General features: G+C 52.9%; 14 protein-coding genes and 1 riboswitch. Of the genes, 7 read left to right on the forward strand and 7 right to left on the reverse strand.

Annotated elements, in window-relative coordinates; translation table 11 throughout:
- Positions 1-98: 98 nt before the first annotated feature.
- The 5 genes from NST07_RS31305 to uvrA all read right to left on the reverse strand — a co-directional run bounded on the left by NST07_RS31305 (position 99) and on the right by uvrA (position 10,258).
- Complete coding sequence (locus NST07_RS31305) at positions 99-2,615, reverse strand: DUF3656 domain-containing protein (RefSeq protein WP_342480723.1); 2,517 nt, start codon at positions 2,613-2,615, stop codon at positions 99-101.
- 505 nt (positions 2,616-3,120) lie between these two features.
- The gene (locus NST07_RS31310) at positions 3,121-5,118 is read right to left on the reverse strand and encodes a stalk domain-containing protein (RefSeq protein WP_341379962.1); all 1,998 of its coding nucleotides are present in this window, start codon (positions 5,116-5,118) and stop codon (positions 3,121-3,123) included.
- Entirely contained in the window at positions 5,069-6,226 is a 1,158-nt protein-coding gene (locus NST07_RS31315) for a trypsin-like peptidase domain-containing protein (RefSeq protein ID WP_341096698.1), read from the reverse strand. Before NST07_RS31315 ends, NST07_RS31310 begins: the two co-directional genes overlap by 50 nt.
- 205 nt (positions 6,227-6,431) lie before the next feature.
- A complete protein-coding gene (locus NST07_RS31320) occupies positions 6,432-6,641 on the reverse strand; it encodes a hypothetical protein (protein ID WP_038597219.1) in 210 nt (69 codons plus the stop codon).
- Positions 6,642-7,384: 743 nt separating this feature from the next.
- Positions 7,385-10,258, reverse strand: a complete 2,874-nt coding sequence (gene uvrA / locus NST07_RS31325) for an excinuclease ABC subunit UvrA (protein WP_341096700.1) — start codon at positions 10,256-10,258, stop codon at positions 7,385-7,387.
- A 167-nt stretch (positions 10,259-10,425) separates the two neighbouring features.
- Here uvrA and NST07_RS31330 point away from each other — a divergent pair, with 167 nt between their 5' ends.
- Complete coding sequence (locus NST07_RS31330) at positions 10,426-10,641, forward strand: hypothetical protein (RefSeq protein ID WP_341379963.1); 216 nt, start codon at positions 10,426-10,428, stop codon at positions 10,639-10,641.
- 201 nt (positions 10,642-10,842) lie between these two features.
- Here NST07_RS31330 and uvrB read toward each other — a convergent pair whose 3' ends face one another.
- Positions 10,843-12,834: an excinuclease ABC subunit UvrB gene (gene uvrB, locus NST07_RS31335; protein WP_038597223.1), complete on the reverse strand. Its 1,992-nt coding sequence runs from the start codon at positions 12,832-12,834 to the stop codon at positions 10,843-10,845.
- Between the two features lie 181 nt (positions 12,835-13,015).
- Between uvrB and NST07_RS31340 the strand changes: the two genes are divergently transcribed.
- The 3 genes from NST07_RS31340 to NST07_RS31350 all read left to right on the forward strand — a co-directional run bounded on the left by NST07_RS31340 (position 13,016) and on the right by NST07_RS31350 (position 15,335).
- Positions 13,016-13,801, forward strand: coding sequence for a flagellar motor protein (locus NST07_RS31340; RefSeq protein WP_341379964.1), 786 nt, complete (start codon positions 13,016-13,018; stop codon positions 13,799-13,801).
- On the forward strand, positions 13,798-14,628 hold the full coding sequence (locus tag NST07_RS31345) for a flagellar motor protein MotB (RefSeq protein WP_341096705.1): 831 nt from the start codon (positions 13,798-13,800) through the stop codon (positions 14,626-14,628). Before NST07_RS31340 ends, NST07_RS31345 begins: the two co-directional genes overlap by 4 nt.
- Before the next feature lie 71 nt (positions 14,629-14,699).
- The gene (locus NST07_RS31350) at positions 14,700-15,335 is read left to right on the forward strand and encodes a hypothetical protein (protein ID WP_341379966.1); all 636 of its coding nucleotides are present in this window, start codon (positions 14,700-14,702) and stop codon (positions 15,333-15,335) included.
- 83 nt (positions 15,336-15,418) lie between these two features.
- Here the strand turns inward: NST07_RS31350 and gcvH are convergent, their stop codons facing one another.
- The gene (gcvH, locus tag NST07_RS31355) at positions 15,419-15,811 is read right to left on the reverse strand and encodes a glycine cleavage system protein GcvH (protein WP_342480724.1); all 393 of its coding nucleotides are present in this window, start codon (positions 15,809-15,811) and stop codon (positions 15,419-15,421) included.
- A 182-nt stretch (positions 15,812-15,993) separates the two neighbouring features.
- Positions 15,994-16,090: riboswitch (glycine riboswitch) on the forward strand.
- Positions 16,091-16,326: 236 nt separating this feature from the next.
- Between gcvH and gcvT the strand changes: the two genes are divergently transcribed.
- Genes gcvT through gcvPB form a run of 3 tightly spaced genes read left to right on the forward strand, consistent with a single transcriptional unit; the run spans position 16,327 to position 20,257 of the window.
- A complete protein-coding gene (gcvT, locus tag NST07_RS31360; RefSeq protein WP_341096709.1) occupies positions 16,327-17,451 on the forward strand; it encodes a glycine cleavage system aminomethyltransferase GcvT in 1,125 nt (374 codons plus the stop codon).
- Positions 17,448-18,800, forward strand: a complete 1,353-nt coding sequence (gene gcvPA, locus NST07_RS31365) for an aminomethyl-transferring glycine dehydrogenase subunit GcvPA (RefSeq protein WP_341096710.1) — start codon at positions 17,448-17,450, stop codon at positions 18,798-18,800. The genes gcvT and gcvPA overlap by 4 nt, the downstream gene beginning before the upstream one ends.
- Complete coding sequence (gcvPB, locus tag NST07_RS31370; protein WP_341096711.1) at positions 18,797-20,257, forward strand: aminomethyl-transferring glycine dehydrogenase subunit GcvPB; 1,461 nt, start codon at positions 18,797-18,799, stop codon at positions 20,255-20,257. Before gcvPA ends, gcvPB begins: the two co-directional genes overlap by 4 nt.
- The last annotated feature ends 26 nt before the right edge of the window (positions 20,258-20,283 follow it).

Genomic DNA, 20,283 nt, shown 5'->3' on the forward strand with positions numbered 1-20,283 from the left:
GGAGGATTCATCACCCCTCCTTTGCCACACTGGCTCTGCATAGAATCGGAGCTAGGGACTGGGTTACCATGGGATTGGTAAGCCAGTCCTACTCTTCTTTACTTCGCGTTGACGAGCTGTCCACGTGTAACGCCAAGCTGGTTGGTGGCTTTCAGGTTCTTCCATACCTGCGTGCCGGAGATTTCACCACGGAGCGCACGGGAGTAGAGACTAATGACCTCGGCAACCTGCTCCGGTGTTTCTTCCAGAAATTCGACGCGGAAAGAAGAAACGCCCAGTTCGCGGAAATTGTTCAAGTATTCCGCGCCTGACTGTTCAACCGCATTGTACACGGTATTGCGGCAGCCTTCATCCACGCGGACAGGATGGGACATGCCGATCCGGTCCTGCAGAGATGCACGCTGCTCCTCGCAAGGGCGTCCGCAGTTCGTATAGTCTGTGCCTTCACTCATGAAGGTGCAGTACACGCAGTGCTCGGTGTGGAACATCGGCAGATGCTGATGGATCACAACCTCCATCCGCGAGGTGTCGCTGCGGCCCAGCAGATCAACCATTTGCTGAATGTTCAGGTCATAAGAAGGCGTGACCACATCGCAGCCCGCTTCCAGGAACAGATCCACCGCCTTATGATTGGCGATATTCAGCGAGAAGTCGCCAATCAGCCGCGGATGCACAGCATCCGGCTGCTCCATGCGGCGGCGCAGATAATAATACAGCGCGCCGGTATTGCGCACCAGCACAGCATCCGGCTGCAGGCGCAGAATATTGGCGTGATAGCCGTTCTCGCCCGGCATATGGATGCGTGGCGTGGCCAGCGTGATGCTGGCCCCCGCAGCCCGGACAGCGTCTACCGCTGCCGGGAACTGCTTGATAAATTCGAAGTCGGCGTAAATGCTTCTTACGCCGGCTTCGAGGGCAGCCTGCACCTGCGGCAGGCTGCGGCACAGCGCGGTGAGCTCCGCATCACCGCTTGCAGCGACGTCCCTGCGGGAAGCGTCGCTATAGATCTCTACCGCCCGTTTCACGTAGACGGGCGGTTTCGGGCGCTCGCCGGCAAGCAGCTCCACCGCTTGGCGGCGGATGCTGTTCAGCTCGCGCATAGGCACGATCACGTCGCCTTCCAGCTGCGACGTAAGCGCCTCAAGCTGGAACACGGTCCCGCCCAGGCGGCCGAATTGTTCTTCCAGCAGGGCGGCGTCCATCGGGCGCTTTTGCGCAGTCTCCAGCAGCAGCTCCGAGTCCACACGGACAGTCACGTCCTTCTGCACGTCCGTCCACCATGTAGCCAGCTTCTCTCCTGCGCGGCCTTCCACCTTGACATGAACCGGGAAGACGCGGTACGGCTTCTCGGTTTCGTAGCTCTGGCGCAGCGCCTTGTCGAGCGCCGGATCATTGGTCTTCCAGATGCGGTCACCGACATGCAGGCGGCGCAAATCCACATCGTTGCGACCAGGCACAATGTCGATGATCCAGCCTTCGCCGGCTTCGCCCTCAAGCTTCACGCCTTTGCGGCGCAGGTCATACACGCGTCCGCCTTCTTCCTTCTTGGTCGGATCACCGGCGTCGAACACGATGCCGTCTCCGCGTTTAAGCGGAGCATGAATGCGGCAAACTACGCCATCACGGAGAATTTGCTCCACCGTGCCCATATACACACCACGGCTTTTCGGGAAAGTCCCGTCAACCAACTTTTTGTTGTTTGTTCCCTCAAGGAAGCCATGCGTAAAGCCGCGGGAAAAGCTCTGCTGCAGCTCACGGATATCTTCCTTAGAGGTCGGAGACCAGTTCCCGTCAAAATACCGGTCAATAGCCTTACGGTACTTGCTCACCACGTTTGCCACGTACTCCGGGGTTTTGAGACGGCCTTCTATTTTGAAAGAGGTCACACCCGCTTCGATCAGCTCCGGCATCAGATCAATGGCCGCCAGATCCTTAGGAGACAGCAGATAGGTTACATCACCCATCGGCTTCACTTCACCGTCGACCATCAGGTCATACGGCAAACGGCAGGCCTGGGCACACTCCCCGCGGTTCGCGGAACGTCCCCCCCACATTTCCGAGGTCAGGCATTGCCCTGAATAGGACACACATAGTGCTCCATGCACGAAAACTTCCATCGGCAGGCGGGCCTGCTCACCGATCGTGCGAATCTGTTTCAGATTGTTCTCTCGGCCAAGCACTACACGCTCCAGCCCGAAGGGCTTCGTAAACTCCACTGCCTCCGGTGAAGTAATCGTCATTTGCGTCGAACCGTGAATCGGGAAGTCCGGAGAAATCTCGCGGATCATTTTGACAAGCCCCAAATCCTGTACAATCACCGCATCCACACCCGCATCTACACAGGCATCAATTAATTCTTTTGCATCTGCCAGCTCGTTCTCAAACACCAGTATATTAAAGGTCAGAAACCCCTTCACGCCATAGCTGTGCAGGAATGCCATAATCTCCGGCAGCTCCTCCGAGCGGAAGTTGTTTGCTCTGGCCCGTGCATTAAATTTCTCTACGCCAAAAAAGACAGCATCTGCCCCGTTTGCCACCGCTGCACGCATGCACTCCCAGTCACCTGCCGGAGCCAACAGCTCCACGTCTTCCCTGCGTATTCCTTGCTCGTTCATTTATATCCTCCCAAACCGTCCTATGGACGGGTCATTTCCATCTCTTTAACTTATTAATTGTATCAAATATCACAGCCTTGCGCCATTGATTTGCCAGAAATTATACAGGGAAAGGACTTTAACCGGATTATTTAAACCGAACTTATTCCTAACCCATCCCTTCCGCCTTGCACATCGTCAAAGGAGAAATGAATATTTCTTCAACCCAGCCCTGATAAAAAAGTGTCCCGGTTCAAAGAGTATCTGAATCTCTCTGTCCATATTTTTGACATGACTCTGGTAACCATCACCATTCCAGGCCAAGAGTGGCCACCAGACATTTTGCAGCAGAAGTTTTTTCGGCATATAGATGTCTTCTAGCCAAACGTCCCCGCCGTTCCCCTGTTCCTCCTCATTTCTTCATAAAAAAAAGAACGCCCCAGCCATAATTGGCAACTTGGGACGTTCTTCGTCTGCAATAATTATCCTATTTACTATTGATTCCTTATTCCTCAACATGCCCTGCCTATTTTTCCTCCCCCGCCAACACAAAAGACTTCAGCGTCTTGTCTATGAGAGCCTGCTGCTCAGGCGTTGCGTTAGCGTCATTTAGCGTGACAGTGAGGGTATAGACCCGTTCATTGTTGCTGAAAACGATGAGCTGGGTGCGGTAAGGAATGCCGTTTTTGCTCTGGTGCACAGTAAGGCTTGTGGCTGGAACTTCGGCAAAGGTGATGTCCTCCACACGTTCGACCTGCGGGCCTTTGGGGTCATTTTTCGTGTTCTGATAGTAGCTTTGGAGCTGGCTCACAGTGTACTCTGCCGAACCTTCGGGGCTCACAGTGATTTGGAAACGCCCTCCGGTGAAGCGGTACTCTACGTTCTGGGTTTCAAAGACATCCTGGACAGCTGTCCATAATGACGGAATATGAATGCTGTAGCCATAGGTTTTGGAGCTTTTGTTGACTGTTTTAGCGTAAAGTACCGGATAGTCATCTGTTTCCAGCCGCCCGAAGTTCTCTTTTATTAATTCAAAATCAATATCAATTGAGCTTAAAATATCCTTGAACCGTGCCTTGTCCTCATCCTGACCGGCAACTACCACATATTCTACGTAATAGCGGTGCCCATTCTTCAACAGCAGGGTTTGATATTTCGTAATCCAGCCGCTGCCCGGGTTCAGCAGACTTTCAATGACCCGCGCCGGTTGACCGGAAACTTTTGCAGACGTGCTATCTTTAATCGTATAAGCCCCGTCCACATAGTTGGCCCGAATCTGCGCCTCCAACTCCTTGCTCCAGGTTTCCAGCGTAGAACCGGACGGAGCAGATGTCACTTTCACACGCAAATAGCTCCCCTCTTTGCTCTCATAATACAGATGCTGGTCATCCATACTCCAGTCTGCCGGGACCTGCAGCGCAATGCCGTAGTCCTCATTGTACCCTTCATGCAGCCCGTTTTTTACTGTGGAGAGATCACGTTGGCTTTTATCATTCGGGTCAAAGGTTGGGCGGAAGGAGTTCAACAGCACCGCATATTTATCAAAATCCTTATAGTTTACTGCATTGTCATCGGTCAGATACAGCTCATAGAGTCTCCCTCCGGCATTATATTGCCTGTTCTCCCACAGTGCGCCGCTGGAATCCTTGCTGACAATTCGCGCGTAGGGTACAACGGCATTCGGATAAGTTTCCCGGTCCAAAATCGTTTCCCCGCCTTCCTCAGCCGAGCGGAGCAGCCCGTCCAGCAATTGTTCCGGGTCTGCCGGATTCTCCTGCGGTGAGGCATGAACCTCCAGATAATACTGATTCTCTGAATTCATAAAGGTAGCCACACCTCCATTGCCGCCGCTGTCGCCAACTACCAGACCGGGAGGATAATTCATGCTCCACTGAAAATAGCTGTTCCCTATCCGGGTCTTACCGACATCGCTGTCAATGCCGCTATCCCCGGGCGCCTCTTCTTCAGTGACCGATGGCACAAGTGACACTACCAGCTCACCGTTGCTGCCGGAAGTTACACGTGCGTCCAGCACTCCCGCCACGAACCTCAGCGGGACCATCAAAACCCCGGAGACCATATGCGGCGGTGCAGCAAGTTTGATTTTGACGCCATCCTTCCAGGCAGTGCTGCTGCCTATCACCATCGTTCCCGTATGCCGTCCGTACATCACCTTGACCACATCGCCGGGTTCGAGGGAAACCGTGCTGCCAAATGTTTTCTTAAACACGCCGAGCGGCACCATGACGGTACCATTCTTCATAAAAGGCTGCTTAATCGTAATTTTCTTGCCATTCACCGTTGCAGCCGGACTGCCGACCTTAAGGGTGAGCTGCAGCTCGGCTTTCTCCGCCGCGTGCACCTCTGTGGCCGGGAGCACAGTCAGCAGCAGCAACAGAGCAAGCATCATTGTAGATAGACCACGAAAAGTATATCTGCGGTCCCTATTCCGCCCCTCTCTTCCCAGTGCCTTTTTACTCTTCCGCTTGTCCATCAGCATCACCTTCCACATCAGCTTCTTCATTGTTTATCAGGGGATCGCCCTGGCCAAGCGTGAGCTTCCGGGTAACAATATCGCCGTCGCTCTGCATAAGCAAATTTACCACCGCACCCGGTGCGTAGCTTTTGAAAAGTTCATTAACATCCACTAAGGAGCCGACACGGTGGCCGTTAATCGCGTATAAAACATCCCCTTCAAGAATCCCTGCCTTGTCTGCTTCCGCAGAGATGACCTTCGTAACTGTTAATGGATCTTGGGAGGGCAGGCCCACTAAAGCAGACCAGCTTTCCTCCAGTTCCAGGCCAAGACTTGGATGTTTTACCTCACCATACTTGAACAGCTGGTTCATAATGTACTGCACCGTATCAGACGGGATAGAAAATCCCATATTCTCTACGCCTACTGCGGCAAATTTCAGACTGTTCACGCCCAGCACCTCGCCTTTCATGCTGACGAGCGGACCGCCGCTGTTGCCTGGATTAATCGCTGTATCACTCTGGATGAGCCGATAGGCAGCATCCACTGAACGGTTAAGACCGCTGACCACCCCTACCGTAGCAGAATTTCGCAGCGAGAAGGAAATGGGTGTACCGATGGCAATCACTTTGTCGCCAACCTGAATGCTGGCAGCAGCTTGTGCAAACTTCGCAGGCTTTAATGCCTTGGCATTGATCTTGATCAGTGCCAGATCACTAACCTCATCCAGATACGTATTTGTGATGCTGTAGGACTTCGCGTCCGATGTAACGACCACAGCATTCTGCAGCCCCTTCATCACATGCGCATTCGTAATAATCCAGCCGTTTGCCCTGACGATGATACCTGATCCATGGGACAGATTAAAACGGTCATTGGGTGCATTAGAGCGATCTTCTGAATATTTGCCGATGATTCCTACTACCGACGGGGAAACCTCTTTGATAATTTGCGGTACCGGATCGGTTATCGAGGCTGCACTCTTTTTGCTGCCGGTCAGGGTACTTCCTATTTCTTTGATCTTTCCTGAAGACGATACATTCCCCGCAGTCTGCAAGCCATCCGGAAACGGCGCCCCCTGCGCAGAAAGCGATCCGCCTCCTATTCCTGTCAGCAATACTCCGCATAGCAACAGTCCGAGGCTTTTCTTAACCATGCTCTTCCCCCATTTCCCCAGCCTTCGCCGGGCGCTCTCTCTGACCTTGTTCCAGGTTGTACATAATGCAATTTACTCATATGAAGACGTGCATAATTTGAAAAAGACGCCTTTAGTCACGCCAGCTGGCGGTTAAAGGTGTCTTTGGGTAAACTTAAATCTGCAATTGTTTTGACTTGAATTTGAAGCAGGCAGTGCCCCTGTGTCAACTTAACCAGTGCATAAGCATCGCGTAGTCCGAAACCGCAAATACCAGCAAGCTTACCACTCCGAAGCCAATCGCAAATTTGTTCTTCTGCGGAGCCCGCAGCAGCCGGATGACCCCAATGAGTATCAGGATGGTAAAGGCGATCATAAATACATCGAAGGTATGAAATTTAGACGGTTCTTGCGCAGCAGCTTCTGCAAGCAGCATGGCATTACCTCCTCGAAAGTGTTGTCAAGCAAGTTCATCTAATCCATATCTCCCTCTATGTTATCGCTACCATTTCAGTGACGCAATAGGAATTGCATAAATTTTATGTAAAAGTCACGAAAAATATTTTTTAGCGCCGGATTCGGGATAAAAATCATGATATTTTTCATTGACACCTTGTTTTATTGATTTTTCAAAGAGCAAATTATATGTAACGCAAATCCTTCTCTTTGAATCTTACTGCGGACATGCTCCCGATATGCCTGATTCAACTATTAACTGTCCTTATTTCTAAATGGCTTTCAAGCCTGCTTGAGGTACAAAGCTTGCTGAGCTGACCAAGCTTTAATTTGGCAGAGTACAGCAAGACTGACTGAACATTATCTGAATGATTATTGAAAAATAAATCCCAAAAACTAAAAGAACCACGGCGAAGATGCTGTGGCTCTTTAGTTCTTTGTGGGCGATTGCTACTTACAAACTTCAAAATGAAGTGTACCCCGCTCAAAAAGGCAATCTCGTACAAGTGTGATCTGATACCTATATGTGCACCCGGATAAGACTAGATGTAAATAACGCAATTAAATCGGACGATCTTAACCTGTAGGAAACTTAAGTGTATTTCGTGCAGCTATTTTCACTTGAATGGCTTAGAAACGCCCCTTTTGCAAGAAATAGCTGCACAGAATACAATTATATCTGCTTGTGGCGCTCATTCAGTGAATATAACTGCACAAGTGCAGTTATACTGTCTCCGACGTCTGCAGCTGCAGAGCTTCAGTCCGCTCTGTATCGCGGATCAGAATCGGCTTCAGGTATTTGCCGGTATAGGACTCCGCAACGGTGATTAACTTCTCCGGTGTCCCTGTAGCCAGTACCGTTCCCCCGCCGCTGCCGCCTTCCGGTCCCATATCAATAACATAATCGGCCGTCTTGATCACATCGAGGTTATGTTCGATGACCAGAACGGATTCGCCGGAATCCACCAGGCGGTGCAGTACCTCCAGCAGGCGGCCGATGTCATCCACATGCAGCCCTGTTGTCGGTTCATCCAGAATGTACAATGTCTTGCCGGTACTGCGGCGGTACAGCTCGGAAGCCAGCTTCACGCGCTGCGCTTCACCCCCGGACAACGTCGTTCCCGGCTGGCCAATCTTGATGTACCCAAGACCCACATCCAGCAAGGTCTGCATTTTGCGGTGGATGCGCGGGATGTTCTGGAAGAACCCGGTTGCATCCTCTACCGTCATCTCCAGCACATCAGAGATGTTTTTGCCCTTGTATTTCACTTCCAGCGTTTCGCGGTTGTATCGTTTGCCTTTGCATACTTCGCAAGGAACATAGACATCCGGCAGGAAGTGCATTTCAATCTTGATAATTCCGTCTCCACGGCAGGCCTCGCAACGGCCGCCTTTGACGTTGAAGCTGAAGCGGCCCTTCTGGAATCCGCGCACCTTGGCTTCATTGGTTTTGGAGAACAAATCACGAATATCATCGAACACCCCGGTATAGGTAGCCGGATTGGAACGCGGCGTGCGGCCGATCGGCGATTGGTCGATCTCTATGACCTTGTCCAAATTGTCCAGACCGCGAATTTCCTTATGCAGGCCGGGACGGACCTTAACGGCCTTATTCAACTGACGGGCCAGGCTCTTATAGAGGATTTCATTAACCAGCGACGATTTGCCGGAACCGGAAACTCCAGTCACTGCAGTAAAGACGCCCAGCGGAATCTTGACATTTACGTTCTTCAGGTTATTCTCTTTGGCTCCGCGAATTTCCAGCCAGCGGTCATCGGTTGGCCGCCGTTTGGACGTAACCGGAATAAACTTGCGTCCGCTTAAGTAGTCTCCGGTCAAGGAATTCGGGTCTTTCATGATTTCCTGCGGCGTCCCTTGGGCAATAACCTGTCCGCCGTGGATACCGGCACCCGGTCCGATATCAATAATATAGTCTGCTGCCATCATCGTATCTTCATCATGCTCAACCACAATTAATGTGTTGCCGAGATCGCGCATATGCCCCAGTGTGGCGATCAGCCGGTCATTGTCCCGTTGATGCAGACCAATACTTGGCTCGTCCAGGATGTACAGAACGCCCATCAAGCTGGAGCCAATCTGCGTCGCCAATCTGATCCGCTGCGCCTCACCACCGGAGAGTGAACCTGCCGCACGGCTGAGTGTCAAATAATTCAGACCCACATTCACCAGGAAGCCAAGTCTGCTGCTAATCTCTTTCAGGATAAGATGGGCAATGGCCGTTTCCTTCTCGCTAAGCACCAGATTATCAAAGAAGTTCAAACAGTCGCCGATCGAGAGATCCGTAACATCCGCTACATTCTGCTCATTAATTGTGACCGCAAGAATTTCTTTCTTCAGCCGTTTTCCCTTGCACACATTACAAGGCTTGGCGCTCATGAAACCTTCGATAAACTCACGGATTCCATCCGATGCCGTATCACGGTAACGTCGTTCCAGATTCGGAATAATTCCTTCAAAGGCAACCAGCGCATCTTTTTTCTGGCCGAAGTCATTTTCATACCGGAACCGGATTTTCTCGCTGCCTGTGCCGTGGAGCAGCTTGTTCATGTGTTCAGGAGTCAGGCTGTTTACAGGAACATTTTGCGGAATCTTAAAGTGCTCACAGACCGATTTCAGAAACTGCGGGTAGTAGTTCGATGTGCTGCCGGTCCAGGCCAGAAATGCCCCTTCTTCAATCGATTTCTCGGAATCCGGAATTAATAGATCGGGGTCGACAACCATATTCACACCAAGCCCATCACACTCAGGACAAGCGCCGAAAGGGCTGTTGAAGGAGAACATCCGCGGTGCCAGCTCTTCAATACTAAATCCGCATACCGGACAAGCAAAATTCGAACTGAACAGAAGTTCTTCCTGGCCGATGACATCAACCAGAATCTGTCCACCCGAGAGCTTCAAGGCTGTTTCAAGTGAGTCAGTCAGACGAGTCTCCATATCATCCTTGATGACAATACGGTCAACCACGACCTCGATGGTATGCTTCTTGTTCTTCTCCAGTTGAATATCTTCAGTAACTTCCCGCAGCTCGCCATCAACGCGCACACGGACAAATCCCTGCTTGGAGATGTCCGAGAACAGCCCCTTGTGTTCACCCTTGCGCCCGGAAATAACCGGTGCCAGAATCTGCAGCCGCGTCTTCTCGGGATACTGCATAATCCGGTCCACCATCTGTTCGACGGTCTGTGATGTAATTTCGATCCCGTGATCCGGGCAATGAGGATGGCCGACCCGGGCAAATAACAGCCGCAAATAGTCATAAATCTCCGTAACCGTACCTACCGTTGAGCGCGGATTGCGGCTTGTAGTCTTCTGGTCGATCGATATTGCCGGAGATAATCCGTCAATGGAATCAACGTCCGGCTTCTCCATCTGGCCCAGGAACTGGCGGGCATACGCCGACAAGGACTCGACATAACGGCGCTGTCCCTCCGCGTAGATCGTATCGAACGCCAGCGACGATTTGCCGGAGCCGCTAAGTCCCGTAAGCACGACGAAGCGGTCCCGCGGAATCGTTACGTCAATGTTCTTGAGATTATGCGCCCTAGCGCCTTTGATTACTATATTTTCGTTCGCCAACGGTACCTCTCCTTTATATAAATCATTTAGTTCAAAACTAGTTCAAAGCCTTATTTAAAAGCCACATTTCAAAATATTTCCGATCCCTCCCAAACCCTCCCTTCCAAGGGAGGGCCCCAAGGGCTGCGCCCTCTGGACACCCGCAAGGTTGGCGAAGGAGATGGGTGGTGCTGTACTTAGCTGTTATGGTGCTCGGAGCGCTTGTCCCTACAGGGACCGCTTCAACGCCAGTGCTCCACTGGCCGGCACGCTGCATGCTGCTGCGTGCCGGGATGCTGTCCCTTCGGGATGCGCTAAAACCGAAAACCTTCAGGACGGCTGTCCCTGCGGGATGCGCTAAAACCGAAAACCTTCAGGACGGCTGTCCCTGCGGGATGCGCTAAAACTGAAAACCTTCAGAGCGGCTGTCCCTGCGGGATGCGCTAAAACCGGAAACCCGCCAAGACGGCTGTCCCTTCGGGATGCGCTAAAACTGGAAACCGCCAAGACGGCTGTCCCTGCGGGATGCGCTGACAACAGCCAACGGAGCAGTTTATCTAAAAAGAACGGCCTGGGAAGCGCCGTTCCGGTACTCGCTTAAATATTTACTCGGCACGCAGCTCCAGCAAAGCATCACGCAGCTCGGCGGCGCGCTCGAATTGCAGGTTCTTGGCGGCGTCCTTCATCTCGGCCTCCAGACGCTGCATCAGGCTTTGGCGGTCCTTCTTGCTCATCTTGCCGCCCACGCCAGTGAGATATTCGGCCTTGGATTCGGCGACCTTGGTCGCCTCGATGATTTCGCGGATTTTCTTGTTGATCGTCGTCGGGGTGATTCCATGCTTCTCATTATAGGCAATCTGGATCGCCCGGCGGCGTTCGGTTTCGCTCATAGCTTTCTCCATGGAATCCGTAATACGGTCACCATACATAATGACGCGGCCGCCAGAGTTACGGGCGGCACGGCCGATAGTCTGAATCAGTGAGCGCTCAGAACGGAGGAAACCTTCCTTGTCGGCGTCGAGAATCGCGACAAGGGATACCTCTGGCAGGTCTAGTCCTTCTCTTAATAAGTTGATACCCACGAGGACATGGAACGTACCGAGACGCAGATCACGCAGAATCGCCATCCGCTCCAGCGTCTTGATGTCAGAATGCATATATCGGACCTTGATCCCGATCTCCTTGAAGTAATCGGTCAGATCCTCGGACATTTTCTTCGTAAGTGTCGTTACCAGTACCCGTTCATCGCGTTCCACACGCTCGCGGATTTCACTGATCAGATCATCGATCTGGCCTTCTGTCGGACGCACCTCAATAATCGGATCAAGCAGACCGGTAGGGCGGATAATCTGCTGCACCATCGTATCGCAGTGTTCCATTTCGTATGGACCTGGCGTAGCGGACACATAGACAATCTGGCTTACCTTGTCTTCGAACTCCTCAAACTGAAGCGGCCGGTTATCCAGCGCTGACGGCAAGCGGAATCCATGCTCTACCAGGACGGTCTTCCGCGCACGGTCACCGTTATACATGGCCCTGATCTGCGGGAGGGTAACATGAGATTCATCAATAATAATCAGCATGTCATCCGGGAAGTAGTCCATCAAGGTATAAGGGGTTGCTCCCGGCTCACGGAAGGTGAGCGGTCCCGAATAGTTCTCAATCCCGGAGCAGAAGCCGACCTCCTTCATCATCTCGATGTCATAACGCGTCCGCTGCTCAAGCCGCTGGGCTTCCAGCAGCTTGCCTGCGTCGCGAAGAACGGCCAGCCGTTCCTCCAGTTCACGTTCAATGTTGACGATCGCTACCTTCATCGTTTCTTCCTGGGTTACAAAGTGAGATGCCGGAAAGATCGCGATATGCTCACGTTCACCGATTAATTCTCCGGTCAGCACGTCAATCTCGGTAATTCGTTCAATCTCGTCGCCGAACAGTTCTACCCGGATGGCATGTTCTCCCTGTGATGCCGGGAAGATCTCAACCACATCGCCGCGCACACGGAATGTACCGCGGACAAAATTTATGTCATTGCGCTGATACTGGATATCTACTAATCTGCTTAAGATCTGGTTGCGTGGCTTCTCCATCCCTACCCGCAGCGAGAGCAGGAGGCTTCCGTATTCCTTCGGCGAACCGAGGCCATAAATGCAAGATACGCTCGCTACAATAATGACATCACGCCGTTCAAACAATGAACTGGTCGCGGAGTGGCGCAGCTTATCTATCTCTTCATTGATGCTGGAATCTTTCTCGATGTAGGTGTCGGAGGAGGGAATGTAAGCCTCTGGCTGGTAGTAATCGTAGTAGCTGACGAAGTAATCTACCGAATTGTTCGGAAAAAACTCTTTGAATTCACTCGCCAGCTGCGCAGCAAGCGTCTTGTTGTGCGCAATTACCAGCGTGGGGCGGTTTAACTTGGAAATCACTTGTGCGACGGTGAATGTCTTACCTGTACCCGTCGCTCCCAGCAGCGTCTGGTGCTTCTTGCCCTGCCGGATGCCGTCCAATAATTCCTCAATGGCATGAGGCTGATCGCCCTGGGGTGTGTATTCGGACTCCAGTTCAAAAGTCTTCGTACTGACGACAATATCGCTCATTTGCCCGTCTCCCCTCTATCGTCTAAAATATAGTAGTATAGTATAATTGTGGCCCTAAGTACTGGCTCTCCATACAATCCTGAAAAATATGGAAGATAAGAATACTTGTTCCCGTTTATTATACAGTGTTGCCTACATTCATGCAAACCATAATATATAGAAAAGTAAGGAGTCATAACCTATGGATATCACCGCAATTATCGGCCTCCTGGCTGGACTGGCCGCTATGATCGGCGGCTTCTTTTGGGAAGGCGGCAATCTCTCCGGATTGCTGCAGCCTAATGCTGCACTAATTGTCTTTGGCGGCACATTCGCCGCTGTTCTCATCAGCTTTCCAGCATCTAAACTGCGCCATATCCCTGCTGCACTGCGCATGGCCTTCGGCAGGCATCCGGACCTGAGTGAGCAGAACGCGGAGGAGCTGATCTCCATGGCTGCTATTACCCGGCGCGGCGGTGTGCTCTTACTGGAGCAAAAAGCCGAAGAACATCCCAATCCCTTTACCCGTGAAGGATTGCTGCTGATCGTTGATGGCACAGATGCTGACGAGGTTCGCCAGATTCTGGAGCTGGACATGGATGCCAAAGAGTTAAAGTACAACGGCTACGCCAAAATTTTTGAGGCGGCCGGAGGCTACGCACCCACGATGGGGATTATCGGGACGGTCATGGGACTGATCCATGTCCTCAGCAATCTGACCGATCCTTCCAATCTGGGAGCATCCATCGCAGTCGCTTTTACAGCGACGCTTTACGGTGTAGCCAGCGCCAATCTAATATTTTTACCCATTGCCTCCAAGATCAAATCCCGCAGCCAAACCGAGCTGGCTGGCATGGAGATGCTGCTGGTCGGCATTCTGGCCCTGCAGAACGGGGATCATCCGCAGCTGGTGCGCAAGAAGCTTAGCTCCTTCACTGCGGACTCTGCCGGAAGCCGTGAGCATGAGTATGCAAGAGGGCTGCTATGAGGCAGAGAAACCGGCGTAAGCAGCACGCCGAAGGCCGGGAGAGCAATGACCGCTGGATGATCACTTATGCCGATCTCATTACACTTTTACTTATATTTTTCGTCATTATGTTCGCCATGAGCAGTCTGGACGTGCAGAAATACAAGATTGTCACCGGTTCCCTTTCGGAAACGTTCAGGAGCGGCAACCCCGTGCTTGAAGGTGGCGATGGCATTCTGGAGAGCCAACAAGAAACGGAAAACAGCGGCTCAGCAAACAGTCAGGATAATGGGACAGGAAGCGAAGCTGCAGGCACAGCCGATGCCGGAGAGGCGGCTCAGCCGCCTTCGTCACGTGAACTGGCTTTCAAGGAACAGGAAGCAAAGCTGGCCTCATTGATGGGCGTCATCACCAAATATGTTGAAGACAACAACCTCGGGGATCAGATCTTTGTTGCAGATAAACCACAGGGCATTGCCATTACGCTTAGCGACCGTTTCCTGTTCGATGCCGGCAAAGCCGAGCTGAAAGCACCTGCATTCCCTGCGCTCCGCCAGCTCTCGGGCCTGTTCCGCGGCATCGGTGCATCCATCAGCATTGAGGGGCATACCGACAATACCCCGGTGTCGGTTGGCTCACGCTATAACGACAACTGGGAGCTGTCAGGCGCACGGGCGCTCTCCATCCTGCGTTTCTTCCTCGACAATGAAGGACTGGATCCGGATACCTTCCAGTATGCAGGCTATGCCGATACCCGGCCCGCTGCCGACAATACTACGCTGCTTGGAAAACAGAAAAACCGCCGTGTCGAGCTAATCGTGCTGCGGCAGCTTCAAGACGAAGAATAATTCCGCCTTTCAGCCCGGAGAGCAGCAGATGATGAAAGGTTACATTTGCTTCTAAAGGAGTCTGAGCAGGTATGGAAACTCTAAACGCAGCATCACCTGATCCCGCCCGATTTTTAAAAAATCTGCGTCTACTAGTCTCGCTATTGGTTACCGCGTTTCTCCAGGGAATCATTACGTTCTTCGTTGGGGGCATGGCTTATTTCCTTTTACTCTCGTCGTACTCCCTTTTCTGGGGCGAACAAGCCAATGTATATCCGCTAAGCAAGCTGATTCAAATCGCCGTTCGTTTTTTGCTTGCGGGCGGCGCTTTTGCCTTGCCCTGGCTGGGAGTCTGGTGGATGCTCTACGGTCTGGCCGGCAACGGACGCATCCGCTGCTTTTTTCTGCACCTGTTTTTCGCTTATGTGCCGCTTGTGGTTATCTTTTTGCAGCTTGATCCCGTGTATTACCCGGACACAATGATCCCCAGCTCAGCCGGTGAGATGACCTTTTTTGTCTGCATGGCCATGGCAGCTGTCCTGCTGTACCCCTTTTACTCTATCGGCGTTTACTACTTTGTGCTCAGACCGGCTGCACCCCCTCGCAAAGTCTACAGATTTATCCTTCTATGCTGTTTATTCGTCATGATTGGCCTTGCACTGCTGCCCCTCTTGTGGCGGATGGCTCCACATTTTTATCCGGGACTTGCAGATTTCCCAAGCCGCTGAAAGCGCAAAAAAGACAGACTCCTCACATTAGTGCAGCTAATGCGCGAAATCCGTCTTTAATAAATTTTCCACAAAACCAATTGCTATTCCCCAACCCGTTCACGGTAAGCGGCTGCGTCCAGCAGTCCCGATACGGCGCCAGCATACTCGCCTTCGATCTCCAGTTCAAAAATCCAGCCCCCGCTGTACGGCTGATCGTTAATCAGCTCCGGGCTGTTCTCCAGTGCATCGTTAATCTTGGTAACCGTTCCCGATACCGGTGAGTATAATTCGGAAACCGTCTTCACGGATTCAATGCTGCCCACGCTGTCCCCGGCAGAAATAGCCGATCCAACTTCAGGAAATTCCACAAATACGATATCGCCTAGTAAATGCTGGGCATGGTCCGTAATCCCAACACGTATTAACCGTCCTTCGCCCTGCTGCGCCCATTCATGCTCTTCGCTGTACAGCAGGTTATCTAGCACTTCACTCATTTCAAGCCGCCTCATTTCCGAATTGGAGTTGTGAATTTAGTTATAGACTAAGTTATCGTCCTGCTCAATGTCAATATAACTGACAGGAAATAAAAATTTGTCATCTTTTTGACGTTTTTTTGTTGACAGTGCACCTCCATACCCGCTTTAATGGAGACAGCAGAAAATTATACGGTTTGCGAATGATGGCATAGGGAGAGACCGTCTCTTGAAGACGGCGCCGAAGGAGTAAGCCCTCTACGGGGTGAATCTCTCAGGCAAAAGGACCTTTGCCGGACGCATCTCTGGAGAGCATCAGGCCCTGCAATTGCAGCGTACTGGTCACCAACGGGGAAACCTGCCGGGTTCACAGCAGGGTAACTCTCAGGTACAAAGGACAGAGCGGAAGTCTATATGCGCGTGCGCATATTTGGCTTCCGCCTGTCCTTTTTTTAATGGGCAGAAACGGACTCCGTCCCTGCCGGCAAAGGAAATCCCGTTAGGCTTGCATGTAATCAGACCAAGGGAGTGAGCACATGAACGCTTTGAAAAGAACGCCTTTTTATGACCTATATTCTGCTTATGCGGAGTCCAGATGCATTGACTTCGGCGGCTGGGAGCTGCCGGTGCAGTTTACCGGAATCGTCAAGGAGCATGAGGCCGTCCGCGGACAAGCCGGACTGTTCGATGTGTCACATATGGGTGAATTCATGGTTAGCGGCAGCGGCTCGGAAGCCTTCCTGCAAAAAATGACGACCAACGATGTCAGCAAGCTGGCAGACGGTGGAGCGCAGTACACGCTGCTTCTATATCCAAACGGCGGTGTTGTCGATGATTTGCTCGTATACCGCCTCGGTGAAGAGCGTTACATGCTTGTCGTGAACGCCTCCAACATCGACAAGGACTTTCAGTGGCTGCAGCATCATCTCACCGCAGAATTCAGCGGCGTCAGCCTGAGCAATATCTCGGATGAGACTCTTCTGCTCGCCCTGCAGGGCCCGCTGGCTGAGGCCATCCTCTCCAAAGTTACAACGGCTCCCATTGCTGAGCTGAAGCCTTTCCACTTCATCGAGAACGCCGAGGTGTGCGGTGTGAACGTTCTGCTCTCCCGCACCGGATATACCGGCGAGGACGGATTCGAGCTCTACGCGCCGCCGGATACGGCGGCTGCGCTGTGGAACGGCCTGCTGGAAGCGGGGGCTCCGCACGGCCTGACACCGGCCGGTCTTGGCGCACGCGACACGCTGCGCTTTGAAGCCAAGCTGCCGCTGTACGGCCAGGAGCTGTCGGCGGATATTACGCCGCTGGAAGCAGGCGTGCAGTTCTTCGTGAAGCTGGATAAAGAAGATTTCATCGGCCGTGATGCGCTGCTGAAGCAGAAGGCTGACGGTCTGCCCCGCCGCCTCGTCGGTCTGGAAATGATCGACCGCGGCATTCCGCGTTCCCACTACCCTGTATACGGGAATGGAGTAAAGATCGGTGAAGTGACTACCGGAACACAGTCTCCAACACTCAAACGCAATCTCGGACTTGCGCTGCTGGATGCAGCTTACAGTGAAATAGGTACAGAGGTAAACATAGAGATCCGCGGCAAGCAGCTCAAGGCTGTCGTGGTCAAAGCGCCATTCTACAAAAAGAGCCAGGGAGTGAAGCCGCAATGAAGCACCGTTATCTGCCAATGACTGAACAAGACCGCCACGAAATGATGGAAGCAGTCGGAATTCAGTCCATGGAGGAGCTGTTCTCCGATATCCCCGAGGCCGTCCGTTATCAGGGAACTATGCCGATGTCGGAGGCACTGGATGAATACGCCTTGCTGCGCCATATGAAAGAGCTGGCCGACAAAAATGCCAATTTCGATACCCACGCCAGCTTCCTCGGCGCCGGCCTCTATGACCATCATATCCCGGTCGTTATCAATCATGTCATCTCCCGTTCGGAATTCTACACTGCTTATACTCCTTACCAGCCGGAAATCAGCCAAGGCGAGCTGCAGGCGATCTTTGAATTCCAGTCCTACATTTGTGAGCTGACCGGCATGAAGGTGGCCAACGCCAGCATGTACGATGGCGCTACGGCTTTCTCAGAAGCGGCAGTACTTGCAGCTGGTGCCACCAAACGCAAAAAGCTGATTGTCTCCCGAACTGTTCATCCGGAGGCCCGCCAGGTGTTGCGCACTTCGGCAGGTGCCTGGGGCCTCGATGTCGTAGAGATTGACTATAAAGACGGTGTAACCGACCAAGCGAAGCTTGCCGCAGCCATCAACGGCGACACGGCGGCTGTCCTGGTGCAGTCACCGAACTTCTTCGGCGCGATAGAAGATCTCGGTGCCATCGAGCCGCTGATTCACGGCGTCAAAGGTCTGTTCATTGTCAGCGCCAACCCGCTGGCGCTCGGCGTGCTGGAAACGCCGGGCAAGCTCGGCGCCGACATCGTCGTCGGTGACGCGCAGCCGCTGGGCATTCCGGCTTCGCTGGGCGGACCAACCTGCGGATTCTTCGCCGTAGCGGAGCATCTGATGCGCCGCATGCCGGGCCGGATTGTCGGCCAGACCGTTGACCGGAACGGCAAACGCGGCTTCGTGCTGACGCTGCAAGCCCGCGAGCAGCATATCCGCCGTGAAAAAGCCACTTCGAACATTTGCTCTAACCAGGCGCTGCTGGCGCTGTGCGCTTCCGTCTATTTGTCCGTGATGGGCAAAGAAGGCATGCGCGAGGTTGGCGGGCTGAACATCCGCAAGAGCCACTATGCCGCCGGCAAACTTGGTGAAATAAACGGTGCTGCAGCTGCGTTCTCAGCTCCTTACTTTAACGAATTCGTCCTGAAGCTTCCGAAAGGAAGTGAAGTCAGCGAGATTAATTCCAAGCTCATTAAAGCAGGTTATCTCGGCGGTTACGATCTGGGCCGTGATTATCCGGAGCTTGCCGGACATATGCTGGTTGCCGTCACGGAGAAAAGAAGCAAAACCGAAATTGACCAATTCGCCAGCGCACTGGAGGGCTGTTTATGAAACCGGAACAAAGTCTGATCTTTGAGCTTAGCCGTCCCGGCCGCTCGGCCTACTCCCTGCCGCAGTGTGATGTTCCGCAGGACGAGAACCTTGATGCACTGATCCCTGCAGGACTTCTGCGCAGCGAGCCGGCCGTGCTGCCGGAAGTATCCGAAGTGGATGTCATCCGCCACTACACCGCGCTGTCCCGCCGCAACTTCGGCGTTGACAATGGATTCTATCCGCTCGGCTCCTGCACGATGAAATACAATCCGAAGATCAACGAAGATGTTGCCCGCTTCCCGGGACTGGCAAAGATTCATCCTTACCAGCCGGAAGAAAGCATTCAGGGTGCTCTGGAACTGATGTACACCCTGCAAAATGATCTTTCCGCTTTGACCGGCATGGATGCCGTCTCCCTGCAGCCTGCTGCAGGCGCACATGGTGAATGGACTGGCCTGATGATGATCCGCGCCTACCATGAGAGCCGCGGCGAAACCCGCACGAAGGTGATTGTGCCGGACTCCTCGCATGGCACCAACCCGGCCAGCGCCGCAGCAGCCGGACTTGATACGGTGACGATTCCTTCCAATACTAAAGGAATGGTTGATCTTGAAGCGCTGAAGGCAGCTGTCGGCAGCGATACCGCCGCGCTGATGCTGACCAACCCCAGCACACTCGGCCTGTTCGAAACGCAGATTGTGGAGATTGCCGCAATTGTGCATGAAGCGGGCGGACTGCTCTATTACGATGGAGCCAACTCCAATGCCATTATGGGCATTACCCGTCCCGGAGACATGGGCTTCGATGTGGTGCATTTGAATTTGCACAAGACGATGAGCACCCCGCACGGGGGCGGCGGCCCGGGAGCCGGACCTGTCGGCGTGAAGGCAAAGCTGATTCCTTTTCTTCCGCAGCCTACAGTGGTCAAGAATGAAGATGACAGCTTCTCGCTGAACTATGGCGGCCCGGAATCCATCGGGCGGGTCAAAGCCTTTTACGGCAACTTTGGAATTCTCGTCCGTGCCTATGCCTATATCCGCACCTACGGGCCGGACGGCCTGCGCGGGGTTTCCGAGAACGCCGTGCTGAATGCCAACTATATGATGCACCGGCTGGCACCGTATTTTGAAATTCCGTATCCGGGTGTCTGCAAGCACGAGTTCGTGATGTCCGGCAAGAATCTTAAGCAATACGGCGTGCGCACGCTGGACGTAGCCAAACGCCTGCTCGACTTCGGCTACCACCCGCCAACCGTCTACTTCCCGCTGACTGTGGAAGAGTGTATGATGATTGAGCCGACCGAAACCGAAAGCAAGGAAACGCTGGATGGCTTCATCGAAACGATGATTCAAATCGTCAAGGAAGCCCATGAGACCCCGGAAATCGTCATCAATGCTCCGCATACTACGGAGATCAGCCGTCTGGATGAAACGCAGGCCGCACGCAAGCCAGTACTGAACTGCTCTTGCGGTTAAAGCTGATTATCCCTAAACCGGCCCTA

It is taken from the genome of Paenibacillus sp. FSL L8-0340 (assembly GCF_038593145.1).
Classification (GTDB): Bacteria; Bacillota; Bacilli; order Paenibacillales; family Paenibacillaceae; genus Paenibacillus_AQ.

Excerpts from the sequence above, each read along its gene's own strand:
- NST07_RS31305 (WP_342480723.1), bottom strand. The coding sequence starts at position 2,615 with ATGAACGAGCAAGGAATACGCAGGGAAGACGTGGAGCTGTTGGCTCCG.
- NST07_RS31310 (WP_341379962.1), bottom strand. The coding sequence starts at position 5,118 with ATGAAGAAGCTGATGTGGAAGGTGATGCTGATGGACAAGCGGAAGAGT.
- NST07_RS31315 (WP_341096698.1), bottom strand. The coding sequence starts at position 6,226 with ATGGTTAAGAAAAGCCTCGGACTGTTGCTATGCGGAGTATTGCTGACA.
- NST07_RS31320 (WP_038597219.1), bottom strand. The coding sequence starts at position 6,641 with ATGCTGCTTGCAGAAGCTGCTGCGCAAGAACCGTCTAAATTTCATACC.
- uvrB (WP_038597223.1), bottom strand. The coding sequence starts at position 12,834 with ATGAGCGATATTGTCGTCAGTACGAAGACTTTTGAACTGGAGTCCGAA.
- NST07_RS31340 (WP_341379964.1), top strand. The coding sequence starts at position 13,016 with ATGGATATCACCGCAATTATCGGCCTCCTGGCTGGACTGGCCGCTATG.
- NST07_RS31345 (WP_341096705.1), top strand. The coding sequence starts at position 13,798 with ATGAGGCAGAGAAACCGGCGTAAGCAGCACGCCGAAGGCCGGGAGAGC.
- NST07_RS31350 (WP_341379966.1), top strand. The coding sequence starts at position 14,700 with ATGGAAACTCTAAACGCAGCATCACCTGATCCCGCCCGATTTTTAAAA.
- gcvH (WP_342480724.1), bottom strand. The coding sequence starts at position 15,811 with ATGAGTGAAGTGCTAGATAACCTGCTGTACAGCGAAGAGCATGAATGG.
- gcvT (WP_341096709.1), top strand. The coding sequence starts at position 16,327 with ATGAACGCTTTGAAAAGAACGCCTTTTTATGACCTATATTCTGCTTAT.
- gcvPA (WP_341096710.1), top strand. The coding sequence starts at position 17,448 with ATGAAGCACCGTTATCTGCCAATGACTGAACAAGACCGCCACGAAATG.
- gcvPB (WP_341096711.1), top strand. The coding sequence starts at position 18,797 with ATGAAACCGGAACAAAGTCTGATCTTTGAGCTTAGCCGTCCCGGCCGC.